The organism is Fibrisoma limi BUZ 3 (assembly GCF_000296815.2).
GTDB classification, from domain to species: Bacteria; Bacteroidota; Bacteroidia; order Cytophagales; family Spirosomataceae; genus Fibrisoma; species Fibrisoma limi.
In genome coordinates this window covers 1043529-1067823 of record NZ_CAIT01000009.1, presented here as the reverse complement: position 1 = coordinate 1067823, position 24295 = coordinate 1043529, and the positions used below count along the sequence as shown (strand labels likewise).

The window sequence follows — 24295 nt, the reverse complement described above, 5'->3', positions numbered from 1 at the left end:
ATTGTCAGTAAACGAAATATAACGTGAGTTAATTAACGGGTGAACTTTTGGAAACAAATGATCCATTGCCGGCCGTCAGGGGAACTGTTCCGTGGGGCGTATGCAGAAAGCGGTTACGGGCTCTTCTGTACCGGGCAATTGACCGAATGTAACGAACAAACAAAATCGGAAGCTGCATCAATTCTCGCCAGCTAACGAGTAGCCGAAGCGAAGCCGGGATGGATATGTAGAGTGTGACAAGCAAGGTAACGAGCTGAACACTAAAAATCCAGAACCAAAGCGACTGACTAACGAGCACCGAAACGATAGTACACCACACAAGTACTCCCAGCAGTAGAAGACGTGGCAGGAGCATCGTCTGGAAAACCTTGTCGGCGTAGTCGATATTCCCCCGAAACAATTCGGTTATACCGGAGCGAAGTTCGAGCCGAAGGTAACGGAGCTGGGCGGCTATCCAGCGCGTACGCTGGTTCTCAAAGACATGGCCGGTCTGCACTTTCTCGTCATAAATATACACGTCCTCAAGGTATTCGACCTTAATTTTGTTCATAAGAATACGCATCTCAAGCTCCTTGTCGAAACCACCTAACGCGTTTGACTGTGCCATCAGGTCTTCGAGGAGGCTGTACTCAAAGGCCATACCCGAACCAATCAGGGCCGACGATAGGCCCAGCGCCCGGTGGCCCTTGCGGAAGATGTGGTTGTTGATCTCCTCACTGACGGCATCCAGGATAGCCACCGGTGTGTTGGTGTTCTTGGCCGTGCGGTGACCCTGCACAACCCGCCAGCCCTGCTCGAAGGCAGCATTGATGCGGCTCAGAAAGTCGCTTGCCATGTGGTTGTCGGCATCTGCCATCACCGCAATATCATACGGGGTGTCGGCTAGGGCCGCAATGCCCGCGTTGACTGATTTTACGATGCTGGATACGTCAAAATCCACCTCCACCACTTTAATGGGCAAGCTACGCAGGGTTGCCACGGTAGCGGGCTGCAGCGAGTCGGCCAGCACAACAATGTCGAACCGATCGGCCGGATACGCCTGACGCAGATTGGCCATAACCGAATCGACAATAACGGCGTCTTCCCGGTACGCCGGCATCAACACCGCAATTTTCCGGAATGTAGCGACTGGTTCCGGCAACCTTTTCGGACGGCGTTTCAGCGCACCCGCCCATGCATATACTGTCAGATAACACACATTGAATAACAGATACAATGTGAAGAGTACTAAGAACGGGTGGTTAATGGTTAAGTCGAACATGGTAGTGGTAGATGAGTGTGCGGAGATTTCTCAAAAGAGAGAAAAACGGGGCTGTTCCAGTTCCGGACCTGGCAACATTTTATCTAACTTCGGACAGATGGCAAAAAAGACCATTGTCAAATACATTTCTGCATCGATTGGGTGCTGGCCAAAGAGCTGGTTTCCGTAACTCGCAACCAGAATGCCAACAAAGCCGCAATAAATCCCAATCATTGTGGATTTAAAGAGCGGATTTCGAAGCCTGCTTACATTCCTAAAGCCGATTATGCAAATGGCAATCAGCGAGAGTAAATGGAAAATGAGACCTACTACACCGCCTTCCACCCAGATTTTCACGAACCAACTATCGAGTGCTACGTGACCCAAAAACGAGTCGGGTGAAAAACGACGCCCCCAGTCACCTCCGGACCCAACGCCCCCGCCAAATGGTTTATCTTTTAAATATTCCATCAGGATTAGCTGGTTCACAATACGTACCTGCAGGGATTTATCCTCCATGTTCAACGCACTACGCATACGAAGAACCTGGTAGTTTCCCTGGCCAACGCGAGTAAACTTCAAGACCGAGAAAGCCAGACCAAGCGCCAGAAAACCGACAATGATCAGTGGGATGTTCCGCTTGATGATAAAATACAACGGTAGACCGGCGAAGAAGATAAACAAAGGACCGCGTGTACCGGCTACGGCAAACCCCCAGAAATACACCCCAGCCAGTACAGCAAATAGCAACCGCCGGGCAAAGTTTTTGGACTCAATGACCATGATGCCACAGAATAGGGCGGCATGGGCCATATCGGCCCCGAACTGGCCTGCATCGGAATAGAACGAGAAAGCCCGGAATTGCTTACCGAAGAGTAGGTGCGTTTTGGCTCCCCCCTCGGCCAGCCACTGCTGTTCGCCCGGGGTCAGGCCGATGTAGTACTGCTTAAAACTCCACAAGGCGCCCAGCAGGGACCAGACAAGCCAGCACGTAACGAGCCAGTACAGGTGTTTGGGGTTATCCAGCAGCAGGAAACCGGCTATAACAACCAGCAGCCAGTACAGAGACAGCCCCCGAATAGCAAAAAACCACACCACTTGGCTCTGTGACAGCGGGTTGAAAAACAACAGCACTGTGTACATGAACCAGGCTAAGACCAGGTAAAAAATCGGATTCCGGAGCCGTTGTTCGCCCGTTCGCTTGATCGTGAAAAAGATACCCATGAAAATAAGCACCAGCATCAGGTCAATCAAGAGACCGTAGGGCGCATCGGGCAGGAAACGACCGAGACCAAGGATAAAAAAATTGATGTTGAAATAAATCATCAAACCGGCCAGAGGGCGGGTCAGGCAGATAGCGGCCAGGCCGATGAGAATCGGTATACCAATCAAAGCCGCCAGGGCGAGTAGCTTGCCAACGGCAATAAATGCCCCAATGCCAATGGCAGCAGCAGTACCAATAACGGCCCATTTTATGTCGCGGGCATTGGGGGCGGGAATGGATTCAGCGAGCAAACTCATGACGAACGCGGTTTAATAAATAGCTCCCCTGCTGCCAGCCGACACGTATTGTGGTCGGCAGCGAGACGGCTGCGTAAGGCTTCATCATCCGGAAGCCCAGCAACAGTCCCGACAGGAAGGTGGCAATGGAAACAAACGCTACACTTGCCACAGATTTGAATAGATACAGCGCGATGACGGTGCCGACGACGTTGACCAGCAACATGATGATGACTTTCTGCAGGTTTCGGTTTGGTAAACCTAACGCATCAAGTCCTACGCCGGAATACCGCTCCAGGGGCAATAAGGCTGCATAAATCATAAAAAAGCGAAGTACCAGCACACTGTCCTCATAGCCAGACCCACCCAGCAGCGTTACCAGCGGCTCGGCAAAAATGAAACCGCCAACCGCTACGGGTAATAAGGCAATCCATAGCTGACCGGCATACCGGTGAAATTCGTCGGCAAATCGCCCAACCTTTTGTTGTTGATGCAGAGCGACAAGCTGAGGGATGGCCGTAATCACTATGCTGCGTGTTGGCATCTCCACTAATTCCAGCAACCGCTGGGGCAGGGTGTAGACTGTAACAGCAGCCGGCCCCAGGAAGGCACTGATCAGAAACGTACTGGAACTCCGCAACAGGTTCGACAGCAATAGCGTACCTGTACTGAACTTGCCAAAGTCAAACAGGGCTCGCCGTTCTGTCCGTGTTCCCCGCCTGACGTCCCGTAGCCGACTTCCACCAAACAGTACCACGCCGACACTCACACTGCCGTAAGCCAGAGCATACGACTGGTAAAGCCACGTACTGCTCAGTTGACCATACTTTGCCCAGCCAATGCCGATCAGGATTAACTGTAAGGCTTGAATACCCGGTCGTATGATCTGGATCGGTGTAAATCGAGACTGAGCGTGCCAGAACCACATGCTGTGCGACGCGGGCATCGACACAAGCATGAGCGTCAGGAACCAGCCAAAGCCGTCGGACGAGGTACCTGAATCACTGAACCAGTCGGCTGGAACCAGACCTGACTGAGCGATTAGTGGAACAAATACGGCCAGTCCCAGGATAAACAGAGCGATAGAGCCGGTGAGTAGGGCGCTTAGTTGCCAGGCAGCTCCTACCCACCGTCTGAATACAGGTGCATTCGTATGTTCAGACGCTGCGTGCCGGATAAATCCGTTAAGCACGAAGCCGTTACGAACCACATCGAAGAGCGTAAAATACGTCAGAAACAGCAACCAACGTCCCAATTCATCCTTGGGCATAATGCGGGTCAGCACACCGAGCATGACGAACCCCAGTACGGCCGATGCGCCATTGCCCATCAGCGAAATCACCGCATTACTTCGAAGAAGCTGGCTCAGGCGTTTGACAGAAAGCTGCATGAGCGCTTACACCGACTTGACTACGGCCGTTGATGGTGTCGTAGAGGCCGGGAGGGCCAGCCGTTGAACACTGGTTTCCGTCTGCGGCAGAGCGTCCATCAGCACCATGTCTACGCGGTTCAGGACGCCCAGCACGCAACCCCGTTGCGAAGCCCGGCGATACAGGTCAGCCAGCGACTGATCCGTTTTTGTCCAGACCGCCTGCGCGTCTACAACGACCAGCGACACACTGCTTTGAGCCGCGAGGTGGGCCGGAATGGCTGTTTCCATCAGGCTCGGCAGTTCGAGGAAGATATAATCGTAGTCGGTTGGTAGCGGGTCCGTCTGTCCGTCGAAGAGAACCTCGGCTCGTTGGGTGTCAACAAAATCATCCTGAACCGGGTAGCTGATGGCCTGAACCCGCGACAAGCCGGCTGAGGCTGTTTCATCGGACGCCAGTACACTGGTTTCGGGATACAGGTAGGCAACCCGATGGCCGGCTGCTGCAAACTTGGCGCTCAGCGCCGTGCCAACCCAGGTTTTTCCTTGTGCCGGCCGGGTGCTCAGAATTGTGATAAGATACGGCTGAGGCCGGCTCTGCTGGCTCAGTTCGACCACAATGGCACTACGGAGCTGTTCAACCATCGAATGTTTCACCGACTTCAACCTGTTAACAAACCGACCCTGAATGAGCGGGAAAGCAGCTGCCAGCGACAGGCCGGTAATCTGCTCGGCCCGGCTCGGATTCTGCAGGCGGTTGTTCATCCAGGTACGGAGCGCGAGTACGAAAATGCCAAGGAACAGCATCACTACGAACGAACCGGCAATGATCAGCCAACGGGTAACGTTTGAGGCTTTCTGCGGGAAATCCGGACGATCAATGGAGTTGATCGGGCTGGCCATTTCAACGCTCTTCTGCTCCAGCTTCGCCTTGTTCAGACCATTCAGGACGGCTTTGTACTCTTCTTCTGCCACTTGTACCTCACGCGACAGATGAGTTAATTGCGGACCCAGTGGAGCCAGTTTTTTAAAGGATGCGTCGTATTCGCGAAGCCGCTTTTCAAATACTTCCAGCCGGGCAGTCGATTCATCAAAGGCCAGTACTTTAGCGAGCCATTCGTTCGTGAGGGACTCCTGCGGCATTGCATCCGACGAGTTGCCTTCACCATAATATTTCTGAACCACAGCCTGCACATCGGCCGTCAGGCGGGTAACCCGATTACGCAGCGCGTCGAGCGTTTTAGCATCGCGACCCATTACCTCGGCGTTGGCCAATTGAACCTGAGCAGCCGCCAGTTCGTCCCGCTTAGCCCGTAACTCGCTACTGGTCGTCAAGTAGTTAGCGCGTTCTTTCATGCGCTTTTCCAGCGTAGCGACACCAGCTCTGGCCGCCCGGTTGTTCATCAACTCCCGCTGATATTCCATTTCTAACTGGCTGCGACCAGACGCAGTGGTACGAGCCTGCTCATCGAAATTAATGATGTCATTACCGGCACCAAAGCTTTGCAACTGGGATTCAGCAGCCTGCAATTTACCGGCAGCCTCGCGGGTTTTGTTTTCGTAGAAGCGAACGACCGACCGGGTTTCAGCCGTTTTGTTGTCCATGTACCGATCCGCAAACACGTCGAGAATCAGATTCAGGGTCTGCTGGGTCACGGCCGGATCATCGGCTTTGTATTTCAGCGAGATGATATCGCTCATATTCTCCCGCTTGGCAATCAAGTTTTCGCTAATACCGTCGGACGAGTAGCGAGAGCTAGCCGACGACAGTAGGTCGGTAAGGCCATTTACGCCGGGCCGGCTCATCAACTGATCGATGCGGGCGGCTGTTGAATCCTCCGATCCGGGCACTACAACCAGCATCCGTACGCTGTCGCTAACTGTCTCCTGAAGTGCTTTGAACCCTTTCTCCCCCAATACGGCGGGGTCTGGCTTCTTCAGCAACAGGTGGCGAGCCAGCAACCGACGCCCTACTTTAGCGGCTGTCTTAGGCGATTCAAGCGTTGTTACGATGTTATCAAGGGAGTTGGCAACCGCGTAAAAGTCGACTTTACCGCGTTCATCGCTTCGGATCGAATAGCCCGATGCCAGTCCGGTGTACAGCGTAGCACTCGATTCATACTGCCCCGACATATCTGTCGTGAGCAGGTATACGGTAATAGCCGTAACAAGCGGCAGAGCCACCAGCCAGATCAAATTTCGTTTGAGTAGTCGGAGAAGCGTAGCTATATTCATACGGATAACTTAAGGATACTTATTTTTTCAGATCAGACAGAGGGACACCAACCAGTGTCTCCAGTTCATAGAAATATTGAGAGAATGCGCCCCGCTGTTCAGCTACACCAGCCTGAGCAGTGGCATATAGGTTACTGGCCCGTGAAAAGTCGGCCGGATTGATCTTACCGCCCTGAAAGTCAAGTTCAGCGATGTCGAACGCTACCTTCGTGGCCTGCTCATCACGAATGCGGATTTGCAACAGTTTCTGTGACGTCAGCATGGCCTGATACAGCCGGACGAGTTCCCGGCGATACTGCTGCTTTGTGGTTTCCCGCCTGGCAATGGCCGTCCGATAATCGGCGTAAGCTTCGCGCATGCGGTGTTTCCGGCCCAGAAATTCGCCCAGCGGAATCTGAACGTGCATACCTAGTCGATAACCGTTGTTGAGCTGATACTGATCAACGGTATTGAATGTACCAACTGAATACAAAGACTGATTGCCGGAAGTGAAGTTGGCAAACGGATAAACGTACTGAAACACCACCGTTTTGGTGAACCGGTACCGCTCCAGCCGCCCTTCAATTGTGGCGTCGTCTTCTTTTAAAGCTGGTGAATTACGAAGGCCGATTTGCACCAGGCTGTCAAATGGAACGAGCTGGTCGGCTATGCTACGCTGCAAATCAAAGAAAACCGTATCACTTATAACGGATGCTGCTGAGGATGTAGGTCTGGTTCCTTCACCGCCCGATACTTTGTTTTGAGCATACACATTGCTACTCATCACCGCCCAGATACCCAAGAACAAAAGTTTTCCGAATCGGAAGGCCGAAAAGAAAATTGCTGGCCGAAAAGTAAACATACGTTTCCTCATGATAGCAAGAGTAGTAGTTGGAAGAGCATAATTTGATTTCTTTGTCAGAAAGTTACGGCAAAGGGAATTAGGCCCATGGAAAATTTAGTAAGCGATGCAATTCCGGCTGGGTTAGCAGGCTATGATGTTGTGGTGGTGGGGCTTCAACCTTTTGATTCGGTAATTGGCAGCAATTGCCGCGACATTGCAATGGAGCTAGCCAAACAATGCCGCGTTTTGTACGTTAATCCGCCATTAGACCGAATTACGGCTTTTCGGCGCGGAGGAATCAACGCCCTGTTCGGTGGGGGCAAAACCTCTTCTCAACCCGCTCTGCAACAAGTGTCGGAACGGCTATGGGCTTTTTATCCTACGGTAACGCTCGAATCCATCAATCGGCTGCCCGATGGGCGTCTGTTCGACTCCCTCAACCGACGTAATAATGAGCGGCTGGCCCGGTCAATTCAGCAGGCAATCCAGGAATTGGGCTTTGAGCGGATCGTGCTGTTCAACGACAGTGACATGCTGCGAAGTTACTACCTGGACGAGTGGCTACAGCCCGAACTGATGATTTATTACAGCCGGGACAACCTGCTGGCGGTCGAGTACTGGCAACTGCACGGCGCCCGGCTCGAACCGGCTCTGATGAAAAAAGCCGATCTGGTGGCGGCCAACTCGGCCTATCTGGCCCGGCTGGCGGCTGAGCACAATCCCTGTTCTGTCGATATTGGGCAGGGGTGTGATCTGTCGCGATTCGATCCGGCTCAGTCCTACGCTGTGCCCGTCGATTTGGCTGGCATTCAGGGACCACGTATTGGCTATGTGGGTGCGTTGAGTGCACTGCGTCTCGATCTGAATCTGCTGGAGTTTGTGGCGCTTGAACGCCCTGACTGGCAGCTTGTGCTGGTTGGTCCCGAAGATGAGGCCTTCCGGAACAGCCGATTGCACACGCTACGTAACGTCCACTTCCTGGGCCCTAAGCCGGGCGACGAACTGCCTGCCTACCTGTATCATATGGCTGTGCTGATGAATCCGCAGCAGTTGAATCCCGTGACGGTGGGCAACTACCCTCGAAAAATTGACGAGTACCTGGCTATGGGCAAACCCGTGGTAGCGGTGCAGACGGAGGCTATGGCCATGTTCAGCCGGCACGTGTATCTGGCCGACAATCCGGATTCGTTTATTACGTTAACAGATAAGGCATTGCGCGACGGCGGGCCGGCTAGCCCGAACGAGTGTATTCAATTTGCCCGCTCGCATACGTGGGCTGCTTCAGTAGCGGCTCTGGATCGGGCTGTGCAGGAGGTTATTCAACAAAAACCGGTAACTGTATGATTGCATCACTGGGACAGCGTATCAAGCAAAACGAGCAGTTAAAATGGTTCGTCCATGGGTTGCTCATTCCGAAAGGACAGGCTCGTCCACGGCGATGGGTTAGCTGGTTCGTCAATCCGTTCATGCATCCCAAGGGGCGCGGAGCGGTCGTTCGCCCGACGGTTCGGCTTGATGTGCTGCCGTTTCAGCCTTTCCAGATGGGTGTGGGGGCTACCATTGAAGATTACTGCGTTGTCAATAACGGTGTTGGTCCGGTGAGTGTGGGGGCTAATACCCGCGTTGGTATTGGTTCGGTCGTGATCGGACCCGTACAGATCGACAATGATGTCATCATCGCTCAGCACGTCGTCATCTCAGGCCTTAACCATGCCTACGACGATGTAACTATGCCGATTCGGAAACAACCCGTCACGACGGGGCTGGTGGTTATCGAAGACGAATGCTGGATTGGCGCAAATGCCGTCGTAACGGCCGGTGTGCGTATCGGCAAACACTCGGTGATAGCAGCCGGCAGCGTGGTGACCAAAGACGTACCGCCGTATTCGGTGGTGGTAGGTAATCCGGCGCGGGTTATCAAGCACTACGATTTCGACAAGAAACAGTGGGTCCGGGTTTCTGCTACGCACCAGAACGGTCACGCTCCGGAACCTGCTCCGTCCATGCCCGGCACCTTGAATGGAGTGCCGGTTGTATCGGGTTTATAAGTACGTAACAATCGTATCAAAGCGGCCGTGTGAATTACTCGCAAGGCCGCTTTTTGTTATTCTCCTTTAAACGTATTAAGATCAAAGGCTTTGAAATTACTCTGGTAAGCCTTGTTAATCACGCTGATGTATTCGTTGGCAATCAGCGCGTATCCCCGCGACGTTGGATACAGGCCATCAAGGGAGTAAAACCCACCCGTCAGGAAGGTTGTATTGAGAGTGGTGCCGTCCTGAGTTAGTCCCGCTTTTAGTCGCCCCGACAGGCCATAAAGATCAACAACGGGCAGCTTGCGGGCTGTAGCTTCGGCCTGAATAAGGGTATTGAAAGCAAGAACGGCAGCCTGAGCCTGTTTGACCTCGTCGGCATCCAGTACATCTTCGTTGTGAAGCGGGTACGCCGAAAAGTACCCTTTTTGTAGCCCTGTCTTGTTGGCCAGTCCAATCGAATCGGCGTCGTTCAGAACGAGGTCCTCAGCGGTTGCCGGTCGCACAACGCCTTTGCCCGTTCGGATGTACACAATCACTTTGTTCGGTCCCTGCAAAGCGGCTATGGTGCGGGTGGTCAGGTAGGCCAGTGTGGTAACGTCGGGTATGTTGCTGAGTACCCCTTTGGCTTGTCGGTTCGTCAGAACGTCGAGCAACTGCCGAAGATTGGAGGTGAATGTTGTTGTGCTGGTGATGGCTTCGCGTCCCCCACTTGTGACGAACTGCATAACATCATCGCTGCCCACCGAACAGGTGAAGAACGTATGCCCGTTCTGGCTCGCCGACCGTGCCTGAACATAATCGAGGTACGTACTCTGTTCCTGCCCGGTGACCAGTAACCGTTCGAAAAACGGATTGCCCTGTGCGGAGCCGTAACCGGCTGTGGTAAGATCGGCCAGCCGCAGGTTAGGAATGCCAAGATTGGCCGGGGCCGGACCGGTGTATTTGGTAAACAGCATCGGATTCCAGCTCCGGACCGCCGTTCCGCTGGTGACGTATCCGAGGGTGGGGAAACCGGCTATGACTGGCCCGTTGGTGCGCTGGAGGTAGCCGGAACCGTTGGCCTGATCTTCGTTGAAAAGGGGTTGCACGAAGGTTGATCCGCCAGCCGTTTGAAACCGTTGTGCCAATAGGTTCGGATAAGCGTTGAGTTGACTTTCGCGGTAAAGGCCACCGTTGCTGAATCCGGCGGTCAGGGCGTTCCCTACGGCCAGATAGCGGCTAAAATCGGCAGTGCCTGGAGCAGCAGGTTGAGTGGGTTCTTGCTGATTACGTCGGCAAGCAGTGAATAAAAGGACAGGTACTACTACGTAGAGAAAAGCTTTCATAAGAAACGGCCTGGTGCCTGTAATAACTTCCTGATTAACCTGTTTATACCGCTTGTGGCCTAGACGAAACCAATAAAGATAATTTTCCTAAAAATAGCCTAAATTTTTATACTTTAAATTCAATCAGGAGATAGTTTTTGTCTCACCTAAACAGGATTTAAAGCGATTTTCTCTAAACAGCTCGGCTTTCGTACCAGACGCTGCATGACGGTAAGCGCCTGATGGAAAGGAGTGGGTGCAAACTTATGGGCAGGGTAGTTGTTGACTACATACAATCAATCAGCAACGGTATGAAAGGCTTCCTGTTTTTAAGTATATCATTATGGCTGGGCGTGACAACGGGTGCGTTGGCTCAGAACCAGTCACCGACCATGCAACAGTCGACCTCAACAACCAACACGCGCACCACCAGTCCCGTTAAAACTAAAATGAAAAAAAGCGGGCTGCGCGACCAGGTGCCAACTGATACGACGCAGCCCAGGAACCGGCGACAGCGTCGGTTGCCGCCCGACTCGCTACGTCGGGGTGGAGCTACGCGCGTCGACACCGTTCGGTGATCATTCGGGACAATAGCCAAACTAAGTAAACCTATCCATACTGAGCGGGTTATCGTACTGATAACCCGCTCAACGTTTTGGTATGTCGTTGTTTCCGTTTCCGCCTTTCGATTTTGTCATTTTTCCCCTGATGGTGCTGGCTTTTAGCCTGCTGCTCTGGGTACAGTGGCGTCGGCCGTTGCGTCGGCAGCGGACCAGTACCCTGCGCCGGGTAGTACGTAACGTTGGCGTCTCGATCCCGATGTTCATTGTGTTCCGGCTGCTGCTGATACCGGTACCGCTGCTGACGGCGTTGTGGGCCGAACGGCAGGAAATCGGGTTACTGCACTGGTTATTTCCCGAAACGGGCGGCTGGCAGTATGTGCAGGGGGCGTTGGGGTTTCTGCTGTTCGATTACAGCTATTACTGGTGGCATCAGGCTACACACTACTGGCCAGCCTTCTGGCGGTTCCACAATGTTCATCATACCGACCTCGACATGGACGTATCGACGGCCGTGCGTTTCCACTTTTCAGATATGGTTGTCGGGGCCGTGTTCCGGGCGCTGGTGGTGCTGGTCTTTGGGATCGGCTTCTGGGCGGCTGTGATCTATGAAGGCGTATTTGAACTGGCTACACAGTTTCACCACTCCAATACGCGGCTGCCCAAACGGGTTGAGGACGTATTGAGCAAGGTAATCATAACCCCAAGGTTGCATGGGATTCATCACTCCATCATTCGCGACGAACTGAATTCGAACTGGGGAACAGTATTTTCATTCTGGGACCGGCTGCATGGTACATGGCGCATGGACATTCCGCAGGACAAGATTGACATTGGCGTACCGGCTTATCGCGACGAGCACGAGCTTACCTTCATGAAGCTGCTCAAAATGCCGTTCGGGCCGCAGCGCGACTGGCGGCTTCCCAATGGCGAGCGGCCCGAAACCCGAACGTAAGCCGATCTATTTGCCCTGCTTACGTTCTTCCCGTCGCTCCTTGCGCTCCTGTTTACGCTCTTCGCGCCGTTCCTGCCGTTCGGCTTTGCGCTCCGCCCGCTTGGCCTTGAAATCGTTTTTGACGTTTTCCAGGGCATCCTTGAAGGTGATCGTATTGTCGAACTCGCCCCGGAACGCTTCAACGTATGCGTTACGGAGCACACCAAAAATGGTCGGCCAAACGGCTGTTTCGATGTTGTCGACCGTGCCGCTGAGTGGAATTCGAGTTGCAACCTGATCTTTCTTCTGGTTTTTCAGCACCGCCGTTCCGACCTGGGCCACCAGTTCGGTGAAAAATCGCCCAACGCTCCGGTTCTCGTTTTCGTTGAGCTTGAAAATCTTCATGTCTTTGGTCAGTGGTTTTATGTAGCCCGCCAACTTCCCGTCGTTCATGGCCATTTCGTTATAAACACTGACCGTACCGCGCTCAAAATCCAGATTGGCGTACTCGCGGGCGAGGTTGTTGATCTTCACCAACTGCACATCCCGAAACTCAAGGTTGTAGTTGAAATCCGGCATCGGCTTGAGCAGATACATATTAGCGTTGAAGCGCATTGTGCCGCCGTAGCCGGGCATGTTGCCCGTAGCCCAGACCGGCGACGGCAAACTCCCCGGTTTTTCCTCTACGTTCCGGATGTTACGGATTTCGCCGTTGAGTTGTTGCAGCGATACGTCGGCGCGGGGCTGCGAGATCAGACTGGTCAGGTCGACCCGGCCGTTGATTACGGCAAAACGGTTGATCTGGATGGGTAGCAGATCTTTGACCAACTGCGTCCAGTCGACCTCGGCTCCCGTCTGGCTGGCTGCTTCATCATCGCTGAACGCGAAGTTCAGCTCCGGTTCGTAGCACTCAACCTCACCGACCAGTTTCCCCTTGAACAGCGATTTCCACTCGACCGATAGATCTGATTTGGGAATGTACAGGAACGGTTCTTTAATCTTGTTATTGATCTTTTGAATGCGGAGATCGTCGATCTGGTAAGCGCCCCGTAGCAAGGCAATATCCACATCCTCAATGTGGCCCGTATAGCTACCCATGTCGGCCAGGACCTTATTTACGTACCGGAGCACGAAATACGGTAACAGTAGTCGGGCTATGATGATCAGCACCACAAGTGCCAGCAAAATTTTCCCTGTTCGTTTCAAAGCTATTCATATCGTTGGTGACTGGATACTAAAACCAAAAAACACGCATAGGGTTACAACAACCGAAAAGCCTCCCCACAGGAAGGCTTTCGGTTGTTACTCACAAAACTGACAGAGGACTTACCGGCCTGGCGAAAACTTGCGGCCACCCAGCGTAGCATACTTAAAGTCAGTTGCGCCCTCAAAGGCCGCGTTGTCGAAGCTGGTGCCCCGGGGCATGTGCGTGTATTTGAAGCTTGCCATGTCCGAGAAGCGGGCATCCCGAAAATCAGCCGGTTCGTCAAACTTGGTGTATTTGAAATCAGCGTACCGGCCAAATGTAGCCTGCTGAAATGCGGAGGTTTCGTTGAATCTGGTGTATTTGAAGTCGGCATAGCCCCGGAACTTCGAACCGCTGAAATCAGCCGCATCGTTGAAGTGGGCGTATTTAAACAAAGCCAGGTTACGGAACATATTACCGGTAAATATAGCCCGCTGCCGGAAATCTGAGTATTTGAACGTTGCGTCGTCTTCGAACGTGCAGTTCTCGATCGTAACGGATTCGCGGAAGTCGGCGTTGAAAACTTTATTATTGATATTCATGATCCGGCCTTCATCGGCGTAATACGCCAGAAATTTACCTTTGAAAGTACAATTGCGGAACGAAATCGGTACCTCAACGGTGCTGCGGTAGTTTTCGGCTTCGCCCCGCCAGCTACCCTCCCGCTCCAGTTTGCGGTTGTCGAGGCTGGTGAGGTCAAGGTCTCCGTTGATGATTACGTTCTGGTACGAAACGGCTTCCTTGCGGTTTAGTTTGGCAATAATTTCCTTAGCGTTGATAGTTTGCTGGGCCAGCGCCGGCGACAACGCAACGACGGCAAGCAGGAAGGAAGTTAACAGTGCTTTCATGGGCGGTTTTCCGTGTTTTTCTCAAAGATGCAGTTTCGCTACGGTGGGTTGCATGATGAACTCCATAAATGAAAAAGCCGGACTTTGCGGTCCGGCTCTCAGATCAGGTTGTATGAAAAGTAGCTTAGTCCAGCCACATCACTTTGTCATAAGCGACTTCGTAGTCCATTTCCTCCAGCGGAATCAGGCCGGCAAACTGTCCGGCTTCGTCGGTACGGATGGCATTCCAGCGACCGCTGGCATCGCGGAGCAGCAACTTGTAGCCGTAGAGAGGATGAAGTGTATTGCCGTCGGTACGGTGGTCCCAGCCGGTTTGCAGTTCGATAGCGAACCCAATTCGACTCAGCACTTCGTTCATCTCGCCGATCAGGGTGTCGGCTCCGTCTAATTCTTCAATCCATAACACCAGCCCATCGGTGCCCCAGTCGAAGTGGAGCTGGCTTGGTGTCAGTGTGATGACGGTCATGTTCATAGCGTTGTTGATTACGTCAGGCTACCCGCTGAAACGGGTGAGCCGTCACGGATGATACGCGGTCGGTCGGACGGCGGTCCGATTCCTGTTCGTCGCGCCATTTGCGCAGCCAGAAGCGATACTTTTTCCGGCCATAATCAATAAACCCCGGGATGGACGTAGCATCGACGGCAAACAGCCGGTAGGGTTTCTGTTTCATCACGCCGATAAACACAAACCGAAATTGGCGGGTTGTGGCCCATTCGTCGTGATCGGCGTAGCGGAGGCTATCAAGGTAAAACGCAGCCTGCCGGTCATAGTCGTAATCGTAGCACGATTGTAGAAACTGCGCCTGGGTTCGGGCTGAGGTGGTCTTAATGTCCATCACCAGCGCATTCCGGCGTTTAGGACTCGTGTACACCATATCGAGCCGGGCCTTGCAGTCAATTCCACTCATCGGGTCCGTAAACAGAACCACCCGCTCCCGCTCCGACAGCCGCAGGTACCGGCGGCAGAACGCATCCTGCCGGATCGTTTGCATCAGGGTACCGAGTTGCACGGCCTGCTTGGGAGCCAGGTCGGGTAAGAGTTGCTCAAGTACAGTACCAACCGATTCTGGTTCCAGCAGGTGCTGATGAAACGCCTTGCCGAAGGTCTTGGTCTGTTCGGTAGCCCAGCGCGCCGACGGCACCGACCAGTAGCCGAGGTGTTCTTCCTTAAGCCGCGTCAAATCCGAGTTCGATACCCGGGCAATGGCACGATAATCCATTTGTGCATGTGTTTTGGGTTGAACAATCTGGGTAAGAGGATACTAGCCGGTTTACGGTATTCAATTTACGGTTTTAGAGCCTCACGTGCCCGTCCACCGTGAACTGAATACCGAATCCCGTAAACCGTATTCTCACCCTTCTCCGCTGGTCAGGAGTTCGGGCTCCTCGGCTGCGTGGGCAAATGGGTTATAGTAGTTGAAGGCCGTTTTGATGTTCGCAATGTCGGTAAGCGTCTCCTGGCGGAAAACCTTGACATCCTGCGCAAACTGCTTCAATTCTTTGGTCTTCTCAGGGTCGCCCATCTTGTACGAGAACGTAGCGATGTAGTACACGCCTTTCGGCTGAATCTTCGTGTTTTCTTTTTTCTCCGCCACAGCCGTAATCACTACGTCGGCCAGTGTCAGGTCATCGTAGTACAGCGGTTCGATGAGCCGGAAGATATTGTCGACTGAATAGCCGTGGAACAGCACCGCCGAAACGCAGTTCTTTTCGTCGATGAAAAAGAGCTCCGCCCAGTTCTTGGTACCCATGTTCAGGATGTTGTCGGTGAAGATCCGCCAGGCAATTGGTTGGAAGGTCAGCGTGCGTCCCAGTTTGTCAGTTCCGTTGATATTGAACACGCCTTCTTTAGCGTCAAAACGGTACTGACGCGGATGTCCTTCCAAATATTTATATTTGTTTACGACTTCGCCAGTCACTTCATGCACTTTTTGATAAGATTTCAAGGCGCCAACGCTTTGAATTGTCTCAATTGTGTTTTTGTTTTGCGTGTTCATTAGTATTTGTTGTTTACTGTTCAAGCAGGGGGCCCATATTGCGGTCCCTTTTGCCTTTTACAGGGGGTTCGTTTAACAAGTAAATATACACAGTTTCGTGTAATCTGCAAAGCCGCTCAGCAAAGTTTTCGAGCCGAATGAAATCACCTGTCAAAGCTGTTGTTTTGCCCGTATTGTCCCACTTTTAGCCCCCTTGGCGGACGTGTCAGTCAGGGCGGTACGAGACAACTATTTTTTACATAAGTTTGTGTAAATTTATCCCGCCAGCCTCATGAATATTCACACTCGCCTGCAGGAACTGATCGACGCCCTTGATATTAGTGTGCTGGAGTTTGCCCGGCAGTTAGGCGAGCGACGGGGCGAAAAAGTGTACCATATTCTGCACGGCCGGTTGAAGCCCCGCTACGATACCATTGAAAAAATTTTGCTGGCCTATCCGCAGGTCAACGCCGACTGGCTGCTACGGGGCGAAGGGCTCATGTTCAAGACGCTCGATTCGCCCTCGGCGGCCATTACTACGGAAGAACGGCTACGTAACGTGGAGTACCTGTTGTTTCAGCTCAATGAACGGATGGCACTGCTCCAGCAAACGAACGATCTGCTGCGGGCCGAACTGGCTGCGCTGAACGCTAAGTAGCTCAGCGTGTTCTGCCTAATCTGGGAGTTTACCTGCTCTTCCTGCTCATTGAGGAAAAGCTGAACAGCACCATTGATGGTCAGTCAAAGGGGGCTAAGCCAACAAACTGCTACACTTGTAACACCAACGGCCGATCGAGCGATCGGCCGTTGGTGTTATTGAATGCGATTGGAGAGGAAGAATGATTTTGCGAAGGGGTAACACTAGACCAGGCAAGGTTCAAACGCCCACTGATAGTAGGTGTGCAATAAGGCGTTGAGATAACACTCGGGGTCAATCAGTTTGCCGAACGACTCCAGAATGGCCGCACATTCGGAAGCTATGATCCGAAAGGGATGCCCCTTGTCAATCAGGCGGTAATGGGCCGGCCGGCCGGTGAAGCGTTCGATGCCTTGTACAATCTGCAGCGGGCTGATGCTGACCGGATAAGCCACATTGATGACCTGGTTGTGAAAAACAGGTTCCTCGATTAGCTGCATAACAACCTGATACAGGTCATCCACGTCGATCAGGTTGCGGGTTGCCCCCTGCCAAACGTCAAAGTACTCACCACTCCGGCACCGTGCCATGAAGTAATTGAGCACCGTATTCGGGTTCCCCGTACCACCTACTACGTTCGACGCCGGACAGATAAGGTATCGGTCGGCCCGCTCAGCAATCAACGACTCAAGAGCGAGTTTGTGGGCTACGTAGGGCGAATTACGTTCGGTCGGATCATTTACACTACACGTACTGAAATAAACGAATAGACGGCCCCTGGCCTGATGAAGCCAGTGTTCGACCAGCTTTCGTTCCCGGACAAATGGCTCACTCCGGGTCTCTTTTGAATTTGATACGCCCGATGCAAACAGGATAACTTCATCATTGTGGGCCAGTGAACTGAAGCGCCGGGCAATCATCCCATTACCGATAACCATGAGAAACGGGCTGGTGGTTTATAAAGGTACTTAGTATAGACAGCAAACGAGGGGCCAATACGCTCGTATCGTGCGCCATAGCCCGTTGATAAAAAACTTCGCCTAACTCCCGGCGCTCAAAAGGATCGTTAATCAGGCGATCGAGCACAGTCGCCATCGCCGATACATCCGCGTAAGGAATGAGGCAGCCCGTGTCGTGCCCCACGTAGTCGGCGCTACCTCCTGATCCCTGAAAAGTCAGTACTGGATTGTAATTTAACCCGGCTTCGAGCATTACCAGGGGGTACGGATCTTCGCGTGAAGTAAGGGTAAAGAGATCAAAGCAGGCCACGTAGTTGAGGTAGTCGCCCCCGGGTTCAATCAGGTGAACCCGGTCGGTCAGGCCCATACGCGCCAGATCATACGTCAGATGCTGGTATTCTTCACTCGCCTGGGGCACACCTACCCAGATGAAATGTACTTCGGGGCGTGCAAGGGCATTATTTTTGCTAAGCACCTGCTGCGCCACCAGCGCGAACAAATCCACACCTTTGCGCCATTCCGCGTTGCCGCAGCCACCCACTACAACCGCATCGGGCGGAATACCGAGTCGCTTCCGAACAGAAAGCCGGTCTACGTTCGCCAGTGCATTGGTCAGGGTTTCGGCCCGCACGATGGAGTTAAGTACGGTTGTTTTCCGGCGATCTACCTTATGATTATTGATCAGATTATCCTGAACGGCCCCGGAGCCGCAGAGGAAGTGGCGGCAGAAACTAAGCTGAAATTGCAGATCGGCCGGATGGGTGTAAATGCCGATGGAGGTTTGCAGTTCGTGGACGTAGGATACAAACGGAATGCCCAGCGGCTGCAAGGTCCGCAGAACAGAACCGTTGGCAATGGTATTCGAGAAAATAAGGTCAAACTGCTGAGCCCGGAGCGTATCGAGCAGGCCGGCGGGCAACACCGTAACGGGCGAGGCCGGCTTCTGTCGGTTACCCGTCTGCAACCGACGTAGAATTCGGGTGCCGATCGACGGATTATGCGGATGGACGAAACCCGTGTAGACAGTTGTCACCCGTTCATACTCGGGGCGTAGGGGGCCGTCGCCGGTTAGCAGCAGGGAGGTTTGCACACCGGCCTGCTTCAGGTAAGTAAGCAGGTGCAGGAGCAGATATTGCGCGCCTGCCCGATTTGCATCGTGACCAATGAAAAGGACTTTAGAATTGAACAAAGCTGGTGTTGATTTAAAAACTTTATGAATTTACCTGATTACCTCGGCCGGGGTATGGATGCGCCGGCGGGCTGGCTTGTGAATGATCGACGTTATGTTTCTGGACTCACCAACGACTGGGCGGACAATTGAGAATGCTCTGGTTAGCTCAAATTCAAGCTGCTGCGAATATGATAATTTTTTTAGTTATAAGAAAAATCTTTACACGAAGAAAGGAGCCTTTACGATAGGTTTACTGTACTTGTTGCAACAAAATGACCGGTTTAATGGATAACCGGCTTTTCTGTCAGGAAGATGTCTAATTAAACCGTCAATAATTTTAGTGGGAGTTTTCATGACGCCCATTTATCCGGCTTGTGCTACAACTAAACGGTGACTGGAACAGGACGTATTAGGGCCATTCTTTTGTCCTTTGCCAACCTTCTTCTGTTCTCGTTCTCAGAAAACAAGTTGCTCTGTTTTGGGTTATATCTCAAAAACCACTCAACGACATGGCAACTACATCACCATTTGATCCGGATAACGTTGATCCAGAATTTTATTCGCAAAACCCTAATCAGCACGGCGACTCGGATTATGGCCGTGAATCGGAAGGGGTTGGCAATGCTCAGTATAACAGCGTAACGACTAAAGACCGGGGCGAAACCTCGGAAGATATGGCCGTTCGCCGGGAACAGAACGTCAACGTCGGAGACCCAGATCTACCCGCGGGCGAGAACTACGGCGTAACGATGGAGTGGGACGTTAATCCCGAATCCATCACCACTCAGCCGAAAGGGCATATGATGAGCGACGAGGCTTCGCGGAAACTGGACGAAGTAGCCGAAAACCCGTCGGACGATGCGCTGTTCCACCGGGCTGATGCTACGTATCTCGAACAGGATGACGATCCGAACCAGGGATATGACCCGCACAATGTGGGGTATAGCAACAACGAAAAGAAAAAAGATAACGATAGAAAGTAAGCAGTTTGAGCGCGGCTTATTTCTTTCTACAGCCAGGCCAGGGTGTTATAGCCTTGTGTCTGGCTGTTTTTTTGAGTAGGGCAGACCACCCGGCCGCTTTTTTTACTGTAGTTCTTTTGTAAACTTGCCCCTTCACATTACTGCGGACAGGCGGTCCGCCCCTTAGTTTTGCTCATCGAAACCCGTGCATATGCCCGGGCGGGGTTGCTTGGCAATCCGTCCGACGGCTTTTTTGGTAAAACAATTGCCATCTCCGTTCGTAATTTCGGCGCATCCGTCACGCTGTATCCCTCTCCGGAACTGCACATCGAAGCGCAGTTGCAGGACAGTAACATCTTCCGGAGCATTTTTCACCTGCGCGATGCTGTCGGTACCTTAGGATATCATGGGGGGGTGCCGCTCATCAAAGCTGCTATCAAGAAATTTGCCGAGTACTGCGAACAGCAGCAGATCCGATTACCGAATCAGAATTTTTCGATCCGCTATAAAACGTCGATTCCCCGGCAGGTGGGTCTGTCAGGGTCCAGCGCCATCATCGTCGCTACGTTCCGGGCACTCATGCAGTTCTACAGTGTGGACATTCCTCAGCCAGTGCTGCCTAATCTGGTACTCGCTACCGAAACCGACGAGCTGGGCATTGCGGCCGGACTGCAGGACCGTGTGATTCAATGCTACGAAGGTTGCGTGTATATGGATTTCGACCGCACGACGATGGAACGCCAGGGATACGGCCAGTATGAACCGCTGGACCCGCGACTGCTCCCGAAGCTCTACATCGCTTACAATACCGAGCTGGGTAAGCAGTCGGGACGTGTGCACAACGATGTTCGGACACGCTGGCAGAAAGGCGAAGAGAAAGTAGTGCAGACTATGAGCGCCATTGCCGACGTTGCCCTTCAGGGACGCGAGGCTCTGCTGCAGCACGATACCGATGCGCTGCACGGTCTCATCAACCGGAACTTTGATCTGCGCCGGGAAATCTACACAATTAGTGAACGGAATCTGAGCCTGATCGAAACAGCCCGGACCTGTGGTGCATCGGCTTCGTTTACCGGCTCGGGCGGCTCGATCATCGGTGTATACCGCGACGATGCCATGCTGAACCGGCTGTTCGTTGAACTAAAGAAAATTAATGCCCGTGTTATAAAACCGTATGTAGTCTAGCGCAGGGCTGGGGGCATGGGGACTAGGGCACATCGGCCACCCCCACCTCCTCAGCCCTCAGCCCATGCACAAACTATGATCACGAAAGCTGTTATACCCGCTGCGGGACTTGGTACCCGGTTTCTGCCTGCTACGAAGGCCCAGCCTAAAGAAATGCTGCCCATCATCGACCGCCCAACGATCCAGTACGTCGTTCAGGAAGCCGTTGATTCCGGAATTGAAGACATTTTGATCATTACGGGAAAGGGAAAGCGGGCCATCGAGGACCATTTCGACCGCAATTTTGAATTAGAAAACCGACTGGAAGAGAAGGAAGACCAACTCCTGCTCGACGAGATGCGTCGGTTATCGGATATGGCCAATCTGCACTACGTTCGCCAGCGCGAACTGAATGGGCTTGGCGATGCCATTCGTTATGCCCGTCACCATGTCGGTAACGAACCCTTTGCCGTGCTGTTGGGGGATACCATCATGGATTCGGTGATCCCGGTCACGCAGCAACTGATTGATACGTACGAGCAGTACGGCTGCTCGGTGATCGGCGTTGAAGAAGTGCCGCACGATAAGGTGAACCGCTACGGTATTGTAGGCGGAAAGTCGCTGAGCGACCGGATTCTGGAACTGGATACGCTCGTGGAGAAACCCGCCATCAGCGAAGCCCCGTCGAACCTGGCCATTGCGGGTCGGTACGTGCTGACGCCGGAAATTTTCACGATGCTGGAGCAAACGGGCGTTGGTAAAAACGGCGAAATCCAGTTGACCGATGCGATGCGACTCCTGCTCAAGCGCGAAAACCTATACGCACACCGTATTGAGGGGAAACGCCACGACATCGGCAATAAACTTGACTTTCTGAAAACGACCGTCGAGTTTGCCCTGAAGCGCCCCGAATTTGCGGAAAAATTTAAGGCCTTTCTCAAAGAGACCGTGGACTCCTTCTAATACCTGACTACCCGATTTCCGTGTTGGGTCATTACCCGGCGAATTTTCGTCTCTTTTATCAACATTAAACCCGGCTAAGCAGCTTAGCCGGGTTTAATGTTGATAAGCTTATGGTAATCAATATGGTATATTTTGTTCTGATTATCAGGCAAAAATGGAATTCAAGTAATTTTCTATAAACAGGGTAGATTTTATAGGGTTATATAATCAGTAGCAAACACGTACTGATTATGGCAGAGATTGATATTCAAAAGAAAAGCTCCTCGCCAATTTGGCCGTGGATTCTGGCCTTGCTGGCTTTAATAGTCGTTCTGGCGTACGTTTTCTGGTTCCGCGATGACGAAACTGAAACTGCCGTCGTACCCGTATCCGACACGACCGCGACGACTACCGCCACGAATACTGGTACGCTGTCGGAGCCGGTCAATACCTACGTCAGTTGGGTGGGCGACATGGACAACAAGGAGATGGGTCTTGACCACGAGTTTACGCACAATGGCCTGACCAACCTCGCCGACGCGCTCGCGGCCGTTGCCGACCAGGCGGAGGGCATAAACCGGTCTCAGTTCGATGGCAAACTTAACGTCATGAAAGCAAGAGCTGATGAGATTACCCGCAACTGGAAGAGCGGTAAGCACGGCGACATGATCAAGGACGCCTTTCGGGCCAGCGCCGACGTAATGGGTGACCTGCAACAGACTTCGTTTCCGGAACTACAGCAAGATGTGGCCACGGTAACGCAGCAGATCAACGACATGGATACGAGCACGCTCACGCTCGATCAGCGCAAGCAGGTGAAAGACGTTTTTCGGGCGGCTGCGGACGTAGTGCGCAAAATGGATATGCAGGTAGATTAACTCTAAACTCGTACCAATATGGCACATTCAGAAGAAGTAACAAACGTTCAGGATGACTATAACTCAGATAATCGCCACTTATACAGCCTGAATGAACTCGACGATTATGAGGTTGCCGACGATAACCCCGACATTCGGGGCTGGCCGGTTAAAACACGCGACGGTTCGGTGATTGGTAAGGTAGACGATCTCATTGTGGATACAACAGCGATGAAAGTTCGATACATCGATCTGGAAATAAATCAAGACGTGCGGTCGGACGATGACAATGACCATGCACTGGTGCCGATCGGAGTGGCCCGGCTCGACGACAACGACGACGATGTGTATCTGGATCAGATTGCTTCCATCGACAGTTTACGGGCCTACCCTACGGGGCGCCGTGGGCTGATTAACCGCGATTACGAACAAAAAATAATTCGATACTATTGGCGATCGGACCCGGATCAAAACGCCGGTTCGGAGCTGGTACGAACCGAAGAGCCCGCCGTTGGCAGCGACAGCTCATTTTACGACCAGCGTTATTTTGACGATCAGCGGCTGTATGCTAACCGCCGACGTTCCTGACACCTGTTCGGGTTGTGATGCATTAAAAACGGTTGTAGCCATAACGAATCTTAAACGTTCGTTATGGCTACAACCGTTTTTGATGTAAGTAAATACATGTTTTGCCGTGCTTTATCTGATATTCGTTTCAAAGTTCAATCGGTTTTGCCAAATTGCTCTTTAAAAAAGGCTTAGTCCATAAAACTGTTTTTTTACTAACTATGAATTACTTTCTGATCTTCAAGAGTAGCCTTCTTACGGCTGCGCTGACGTTAACGCTCAATGCCACTGCTACCGATACACCCGATGCGCCCAAGCGTATGAAGAAAGGCAAATGGGAAAAAATCTTCGACGGTAAGACGCTGACGGGCTGGCACAACTACCTCAAAAGCGGTCAGCCGGTATCCGACAAATGGCAGGTTGAGGACGGTGCCATTCACCTGAACGGCCGCGGGGCAGGCGATATTCTAACGGACAAAGATTACGGCAATTTTGAGCTGGAACTCGAATGGAAGATCGCGGAAAAAGGCAACAGCGGCATCATGTACCATGTTGTTGAAGACCCGAAGTATAAAACTACGTATATGACCGGCCCGGAAGTGCAGGTGCTTGACAATGAGCGCCATCCCGACGCCAAGCAGGGACGTAACGGCAACCGTACGGCCGGGTCGCTATACGACATGCTGCCGCCTTCCGACGCGTCGGCCTACAAACCCGCCGGCGAGTGGAACAAGGTTCGGATTGTGGTCAATAACGGCAAAGCCGAGCACTACCTGAACGGCAAGAAGATCGTTGAATACCCTACCAGCGGCCCCGAGTGGGACAAGATGGTGGAAAACAGCAAATTCAAGGGCTGGGAGGCTTTCGGTAAAGCCCAGTCCGGCAAAATTGCGCTACAGGATCACGGCGATCAGGTGTGGTACCGTAACATCCGTATTCGTGAACTTTAATTAATCCGCGAAAGA

General features: G+C 52.6%; 24 protein-coding genes. 11 read left to right on the top strand and 13 right to left on the bottom strand.

The features are described from left to right. Window positions 1-28: 28 nt before the first annotated feature. The 5 genes from BN8_RS24020 to BN8_RS24000 are packed head-to-tail and all read right to left on the bottom strand — an operon-like array spanning window position 29 to window position 7197. Entirely contained in the window at window positions 29-1261 is a 1233-nt protein-coding gene (locus BN8_RS24020) for a glycosyltransferase family 2 protein (protein ID WP_009284544.1), read from the bottom strand. A gap of 30 nt (window positions 1262-1291) precedes the next feature. Next, the gene (locus tag BN8_RS24015) at window positions 1292-2761 is read right to left on the bottom strand and encodes an O-antigen ligase family protein (protein WP_009284543.1); all 1470 of its coding nucleotides are present in this window, start codon (window positions 2759-2761) and stop codon (window positions 1292-1294) included. Next, window positions 2745-4130 carry a lipopolysaccharide biosynthesis protein gene (locus BN8_RS24010; RefSeq protein WP_009284542.1) on the bottom strand — a complete coding sequence of 462 codons (1386 nt, stop codon included), beginning with the start codon at window positions 4128-4130 and terminating at the stop codon, window positions 2745-2747. Before BN8_RS24010 ends, BN8_RS24015 begins: the two co-directional genes overlap by 17 nt. A 6-nt stretch (window positions 4131-4136) precedes the next feature. Next, window positions 4137-6344 carry a GumC family protein gene (locus tag BN8_RS24005; RefSeq protein WP_009284541.1) on the bottom strand — a complete coding sequence of 736 codons (2208 nt, stop codon included), beginning with the start codon at window positions 6342-6344 and terminating at the stop codon, window positions 4137-4139. 19 nt (window positions 6345-6363) lie between these two features. Then, window positions 6364-7197: a TolC family protein gene (locus tag BN8_RS24000; RefSeq protein ID WP_083882528.1), complete on the bottom strand. Its 834-nt coding sequence runs from the start codon at window positions 7195-7197 to the stop codon at window positions 6364-6366. 75 nt (window positions 7198-7272) lie between these two features. On the opposite strand from BN8_RS24000, the gene BN8_RS23995 reads away from it, so the two are divergent. Then, window positions 7273-8511 (top strand): glycosyltransferase, encoded by a 1239-nt coding sequence (locus tag BN8_RS23995; protein ID WP_009284539.1) that lies wholly within the window; start codon window positions 7273-7275, stop codon window positions 8509-8511. Further along, window positions 8508-9215 (top strand): acyltransferase, encoded by a 708-nt coding sequence (locus tag BN8_RS23990; protein WP_009284538.1) that lies wholly within the window; start codon window positions 8508-8510, stop codon window positions 9213-9215. Before BN8_RS23995 ends, BN8_RS23990 begins: the two co-directional genes overlap by 4 nt. A gap of 56 nt (window positions 9216-9271) precedes the next feature. Here the strand turns inward: BN8_RS23990 and BN8_RS23985 are convergent, their stop codons facing one another. Continuing rightward, window positions 9272-10528 carry an SGNH/GDSL hydrolase family protein gene (locus BN8_RS23985; RefSeq protein ID WP_009284537.1) on the bottom strand — a complete coding sequence of 419 codons (1257 nt, stop codon included), beginning with the start codon at window positions 10526-10528 and terminating at the stop codon, window positions 9272-9274. A 290-nt stretch (window positions 10529-10818) separates the two neighbouring features. Here BN8_RS23985 and BN8_RS23980 point away from each other — a divergent pair, with 290 nt between their 5' ends. Continuing rightward, entirely contained in the window at window positions 10819-11085 is a 267-nt protein-coding gene (locus BN8_RS23980; protein ID WP_040006808.1) for a hypothetical protein, read from the top strand. 82 nt (window positions 11086-11167) lie between these two features. Further along, window positions 11168-12022, top strand: coding sequence for a sterol desaturase family protein (locus tag BN8_RS23975; protein ID WP_009284535.1), 855 nt, complete (start codon window positions 11168-11170; stop codon window positions 12020-12022). A 6-nt stretch (window positions 12023-12028) separates the two neighbouring features. Here BN8_RS23975 and BN8_RS23970 read toward each other — a convergent pair whose 3' ends face one another. The 5 genes from BN8_RS23970 to BN8_RS23950 all read right to left on the bottom strand — a co-directional run bounded on the left by BN8_RS23970 (window position 12029) and on the right by BN8_RS23950 (window position 16092). After that, window positions 12029-13207 carry a DUF748 domain-containing protein gene (locus tag BN8_RS23970; protein WP_040006484.1) on the bottom strand — a complete coding sequence of 393 codons (1179 nt, stop codon included), beginning with the start codon at window positions 13205-13207 and terminating at the stop codon, window positions 12029-12031. A 120-nt stretch (window positions 13208-13327) separates the two neighbouring features. After that, window positions 13328-14095 carry a pentapeptide repeat-containing protein gene (locus tag BN8_RS23965; RefSeq protein WP_009284533.1) on the bottom strand — a complete coding sequence of 256 codons (768 nt, stop codon included), beginning with the start codon at window positions 14093-14095 and terminating at the stop codon, window positions 13328-13330. Between the two features lie 124 nt (window positions 14096-14219). Next, entirely contained in the window at window positions 14220-14567 is a 348-nt protein-coding gene (locus BN8_RS23960) for a hypothetical protein (protein WP_009284532.1), read from the bottom strand. 16 nt (window positions 14568-14583) lie between these two features. Next, complete coding sequence (locus BN8_RS23955) at window positions 14584-15315, bottom strand: PD-(D/E)XK nuclease-like domain-containing protein (protein WP_009284531.1); 732 nt, start codon at window positions 15313-15315, stop codon at window positions 14584-14586. Window positions 15316-15447: 132 nt separating this feature from the next. Beyond that, a complete protein-coding gene (locus BN8_RS23950) occupies window positions 15448-16092 on the bottom strand; it encodes a hypothetical protein (RefSeq protein WP_009284530.1) in 645 nt (214 codons plus the stop codon). A 271-nt stretch (window positions 16093-16363) separates the two neighbouring features. Here BN8_RS23950 and BN8_RS23945 point away from each other — a divergent pair, with 271 nt between their 5' ends. Next, a complete protein-coding gene (locus tag BN8_RS23945) occupies window positions 16364-16729 on the top strand; it encodes a helix-turn-helix transcriptional regulator (RefSeq protein WP_009284529.1) in 366 nt (121 codons plus the stop codon). A 203-nt stretch (window positions 16730-16932) separates the two neighbouring features. Here BN8_RS23945 and BN8_RS23940 read toward each other — a convergent pair whose 3' ends face one another. Then, on the bottom strand, window positions 16933-17646 hold the full coding sequence (locus tag BN8_RS23940; protein ID WP_009284528.1) for an NAD-dependent epimerase/dehydratase family protein: 714 nt from the start codon (window positions 17644-17646) through the stop codon (window positions 16933-16935). Next, window positions 17633-18856 (bottom strand): glycosyltransferase family 4 protein, encoded by a 1224-nt coding sequence (locus tag BN8_RS23935; RefSeq protein ID WP_009284527.1) that lies wholly within the window; start codon window positions 18854-18856, stop codon window positions 17633-17635. The genes BN8_RS23940 and BN8_RS23935 overlap by 14 nt, the downstream gene beginning before the upstream one ends. 491 nt (window positions 18857-19347) lie before the next feature. Here BN8_RS23935 and BN8_RS23930 point away from each other — a divergent pair, with 491 nt between their 5' ends. The 6 genes from BN8_RS23930 to BN8_RS23905 all read left to right on the top strand — a co-directional run bounded on the left by BN8_RS23930 (window position 19348) and on the right by BN8_RS23905 (window position 24280). Further along, complete coding sequence (locus BN8_RS23930; RefSeq protein ID WP_009284526.1) at window positions 19348-19821, top strand: hypothetical protein; 474 nt, start codon at window positions 19348-19350, stop codon at window positions 19819-19821. A gap of 168 nt (window positions 19822-19989) precedes the next feature. Next, a complete protein-coding gene (locus BN8_RS23925) occupies window positions 19990-20985 on the top strand; it encodes a mevalonate kinase family protein (protein ID WP_009284525.1) in 996 nt (331 codons plus the stop codon). 75 nt (window positions 20986-21060) lie between these two features. Beyond that, window positions 21061-21927, top strand: coding sequence for a UTP--glucose-1-phosphate uridylyltransferase GalU (gene galU, locus BN8_RS23920; protein WP_040006483.1), 867 nt, complete (start codon window positions 21061-21063; stop codon window positions 21925-21927). Between the two features lie 230 nt (window positions 21928-22157). After that, entirely contained in the window at window positions 22158-22784 is a 627-nt protein-coding gene (locus BN8_RS23915; protein ID WP_009284523.1) for a hypothetical protein, read from the top strand. An 18-nt stretch (window positions 22785-22802) separates the two neighbouring features. After that, window positions 22803-23351, top strand: coding sequence for a PRC-barrel domain-containing protein (locus BN8_RS32055; RefSeq protein ID WP_009284522.1), 549 nt, complete (start codon window positions 22803-22805; stop codon window positions 23349-23351). A 200-nt stretch (window positions 23352-23551) separates the two neighbouring features. After that, window positions 23552-24280 carry a 3-keto-disaccharide hydrolase gene (locus tag BN8_RS23905; RefSeq protein WP_009284521.1) on the top strand — a complete coding sequence of 243 codons (729 nt, stop codon included), beginning with the start codon at window positions 23552-23554 and terminating at the stop codon, window positions 24278-24280. Window positions 24281-24295 lie beyond the last annotated feature (15 nt).

Excerpts from the sequence above, each read along its gene's own strand:
- BN8_RS24020 (WP_009284544.1), bottom strand. The coding sequence starts at position 1,261 with ATGTTCGACTTAACCATTAACCACCCGTTCTTAGTACTCTTCACATTG.
- BN8_RS24015 (WP_009284543.1), bottom strand. The coding sequence starts at position 2,761 with ATGAGTTTGCTCGCTGAATCCATTCCCGCCCCCAATGCCCGCGACATA.
- BN8_RS24010 (WP_009284542.1), bottom strand. The coding sequence starts at position 4,130 with ATGCAGCTTTCTGTCAAACGCCTGAGCCAGCTTCTTCGAAGTAATGCG.
- BN8_RS24005 (WP_009284541.1), bottom strand. The coding sequence starts at position 6,344 with ATGAATATAGCTACGCTTCTCCGACTACTCAAACGAAATTTGATCTGG.
- BN8_RS24000 (WP_083882528.1), bottom strand. The coding sequence starts at position 7,197 with ATGAGGAAACGTATGTTTACTTTTCGGCCAGCAATTTTCTTTTCGGCC.
- BN8_RS23995 (WP_009284539.1), top strand. The coding sequence starts at position 7,273 with ATGGAAAATTTAGTAAGCGATGCAATTCCGGCTGGGTTAGCAGGCTAT.
- BN8_RS23990 (WP_009284538.1), top strand. The coding sequence starts at position 8,508 with ATGATTGCATCACTGGGACAGCGTATCAAGCAAAACGAGCAGTTAAAA.
- BN8_RS23985 (WP_009284537.1), bottom strand. The coding sequence starts at position 10,528 with ATGAAAGCTTTTCTCTACGTAGTAGTACCTGTCCTTTTATTCACTGCT.
- BN8_RS23980 (WP_040006808.1), top strand. The coding sequence starts at position 10,819 with ATGAAAGGCTTCCTGTTTTTAAGTATATCATTATGGCTGGGCGTGACA.
- BN8_RS23975 (WP_009284535.1), top strand. The coding sequence starts at position 11,168 with ATGTCGTTGTTTCCGTTTCCGCCTTTCGATTTTGTCATTTTTCCCCTG.
- BN8_RS23965 (WP_009284533.1), bottom strand. The coding sequence starts at position 14,095 with ATGAAAGCACTGTTAACTTCCTTCCTGCTTGCCGTCGTTGCGTTGTCG.
- BN8_RS23960 (WP_009284532.1), bottom strand. The coding sequence starts at position 14,567 with ATGAACATGACCGTCATCACACTGACACCAAGCCAGCTCCACTTCGAC.
- BN8_RS23955 (WP_009284531.1), bottom strand. The coding sequence starts at position 15,315 with ATGGATTATCGTGCCATTGCCCGGGTATCGAACTCGGATTTGACGCGG.
- BN8_RS23950 (WP_009284530.1), bottom strand. The coding sequence starts at position 16,092 with ATGAACACGCAAAACAAAAACACAATTGAGACAATTCAAAGCGTTGGC.
- BN8_RS23945 (WP_009284529.1), top strand. The coding sequence starts at position 16,364 with ATGAATATTCACACTCGCCTGCAGGAACTGATCGACGCCCTTGATATT.
- BN8_RS23940 (WP_009284528.1), bottom strand. The coding sequence starts at position 17,646 with ATGGTTATCGGTAATGGGATGATTGCCCGGCGCTTCAGTTCACTGGCC.
- BN8_RS23930 (WP_009284526.1), top strand. The coding sequence starts at position 19,348 with ATGGCAACTACATCACCATTTGATCCGGATAACGTTGATCCAGAATTT.
- galU (WP_040006483.1), top strand. The coding sequence starts at position 21,061 with ATGATCACGAAAGCTGTTATACCCGCTGCGGGACTTGGTACCCGGTTT.
- BN8_RS23915 (WP_009284523.1), top strand. The coding sequence starts at position 22,158 with ATGGCAGAGATTGATATTCAAAAGAAAAGCTCCTCGCCAATTTGGCCG.
- BN8_RS32055 (WP_009284522.1), top strand. The coding sequence starts at position 22,803 with ATGGCACATTCAGAAGAAGTAACAAACGTTCAGGATGACTATAACTCA.
- BN8_RS23905 (WP_009284521.1), top strand. The coding sequence starts at position 23,552 with ATGAATTACTTTCTGATCTTCAAGAGTAGCCTTCTTACGGCTGCGCTG.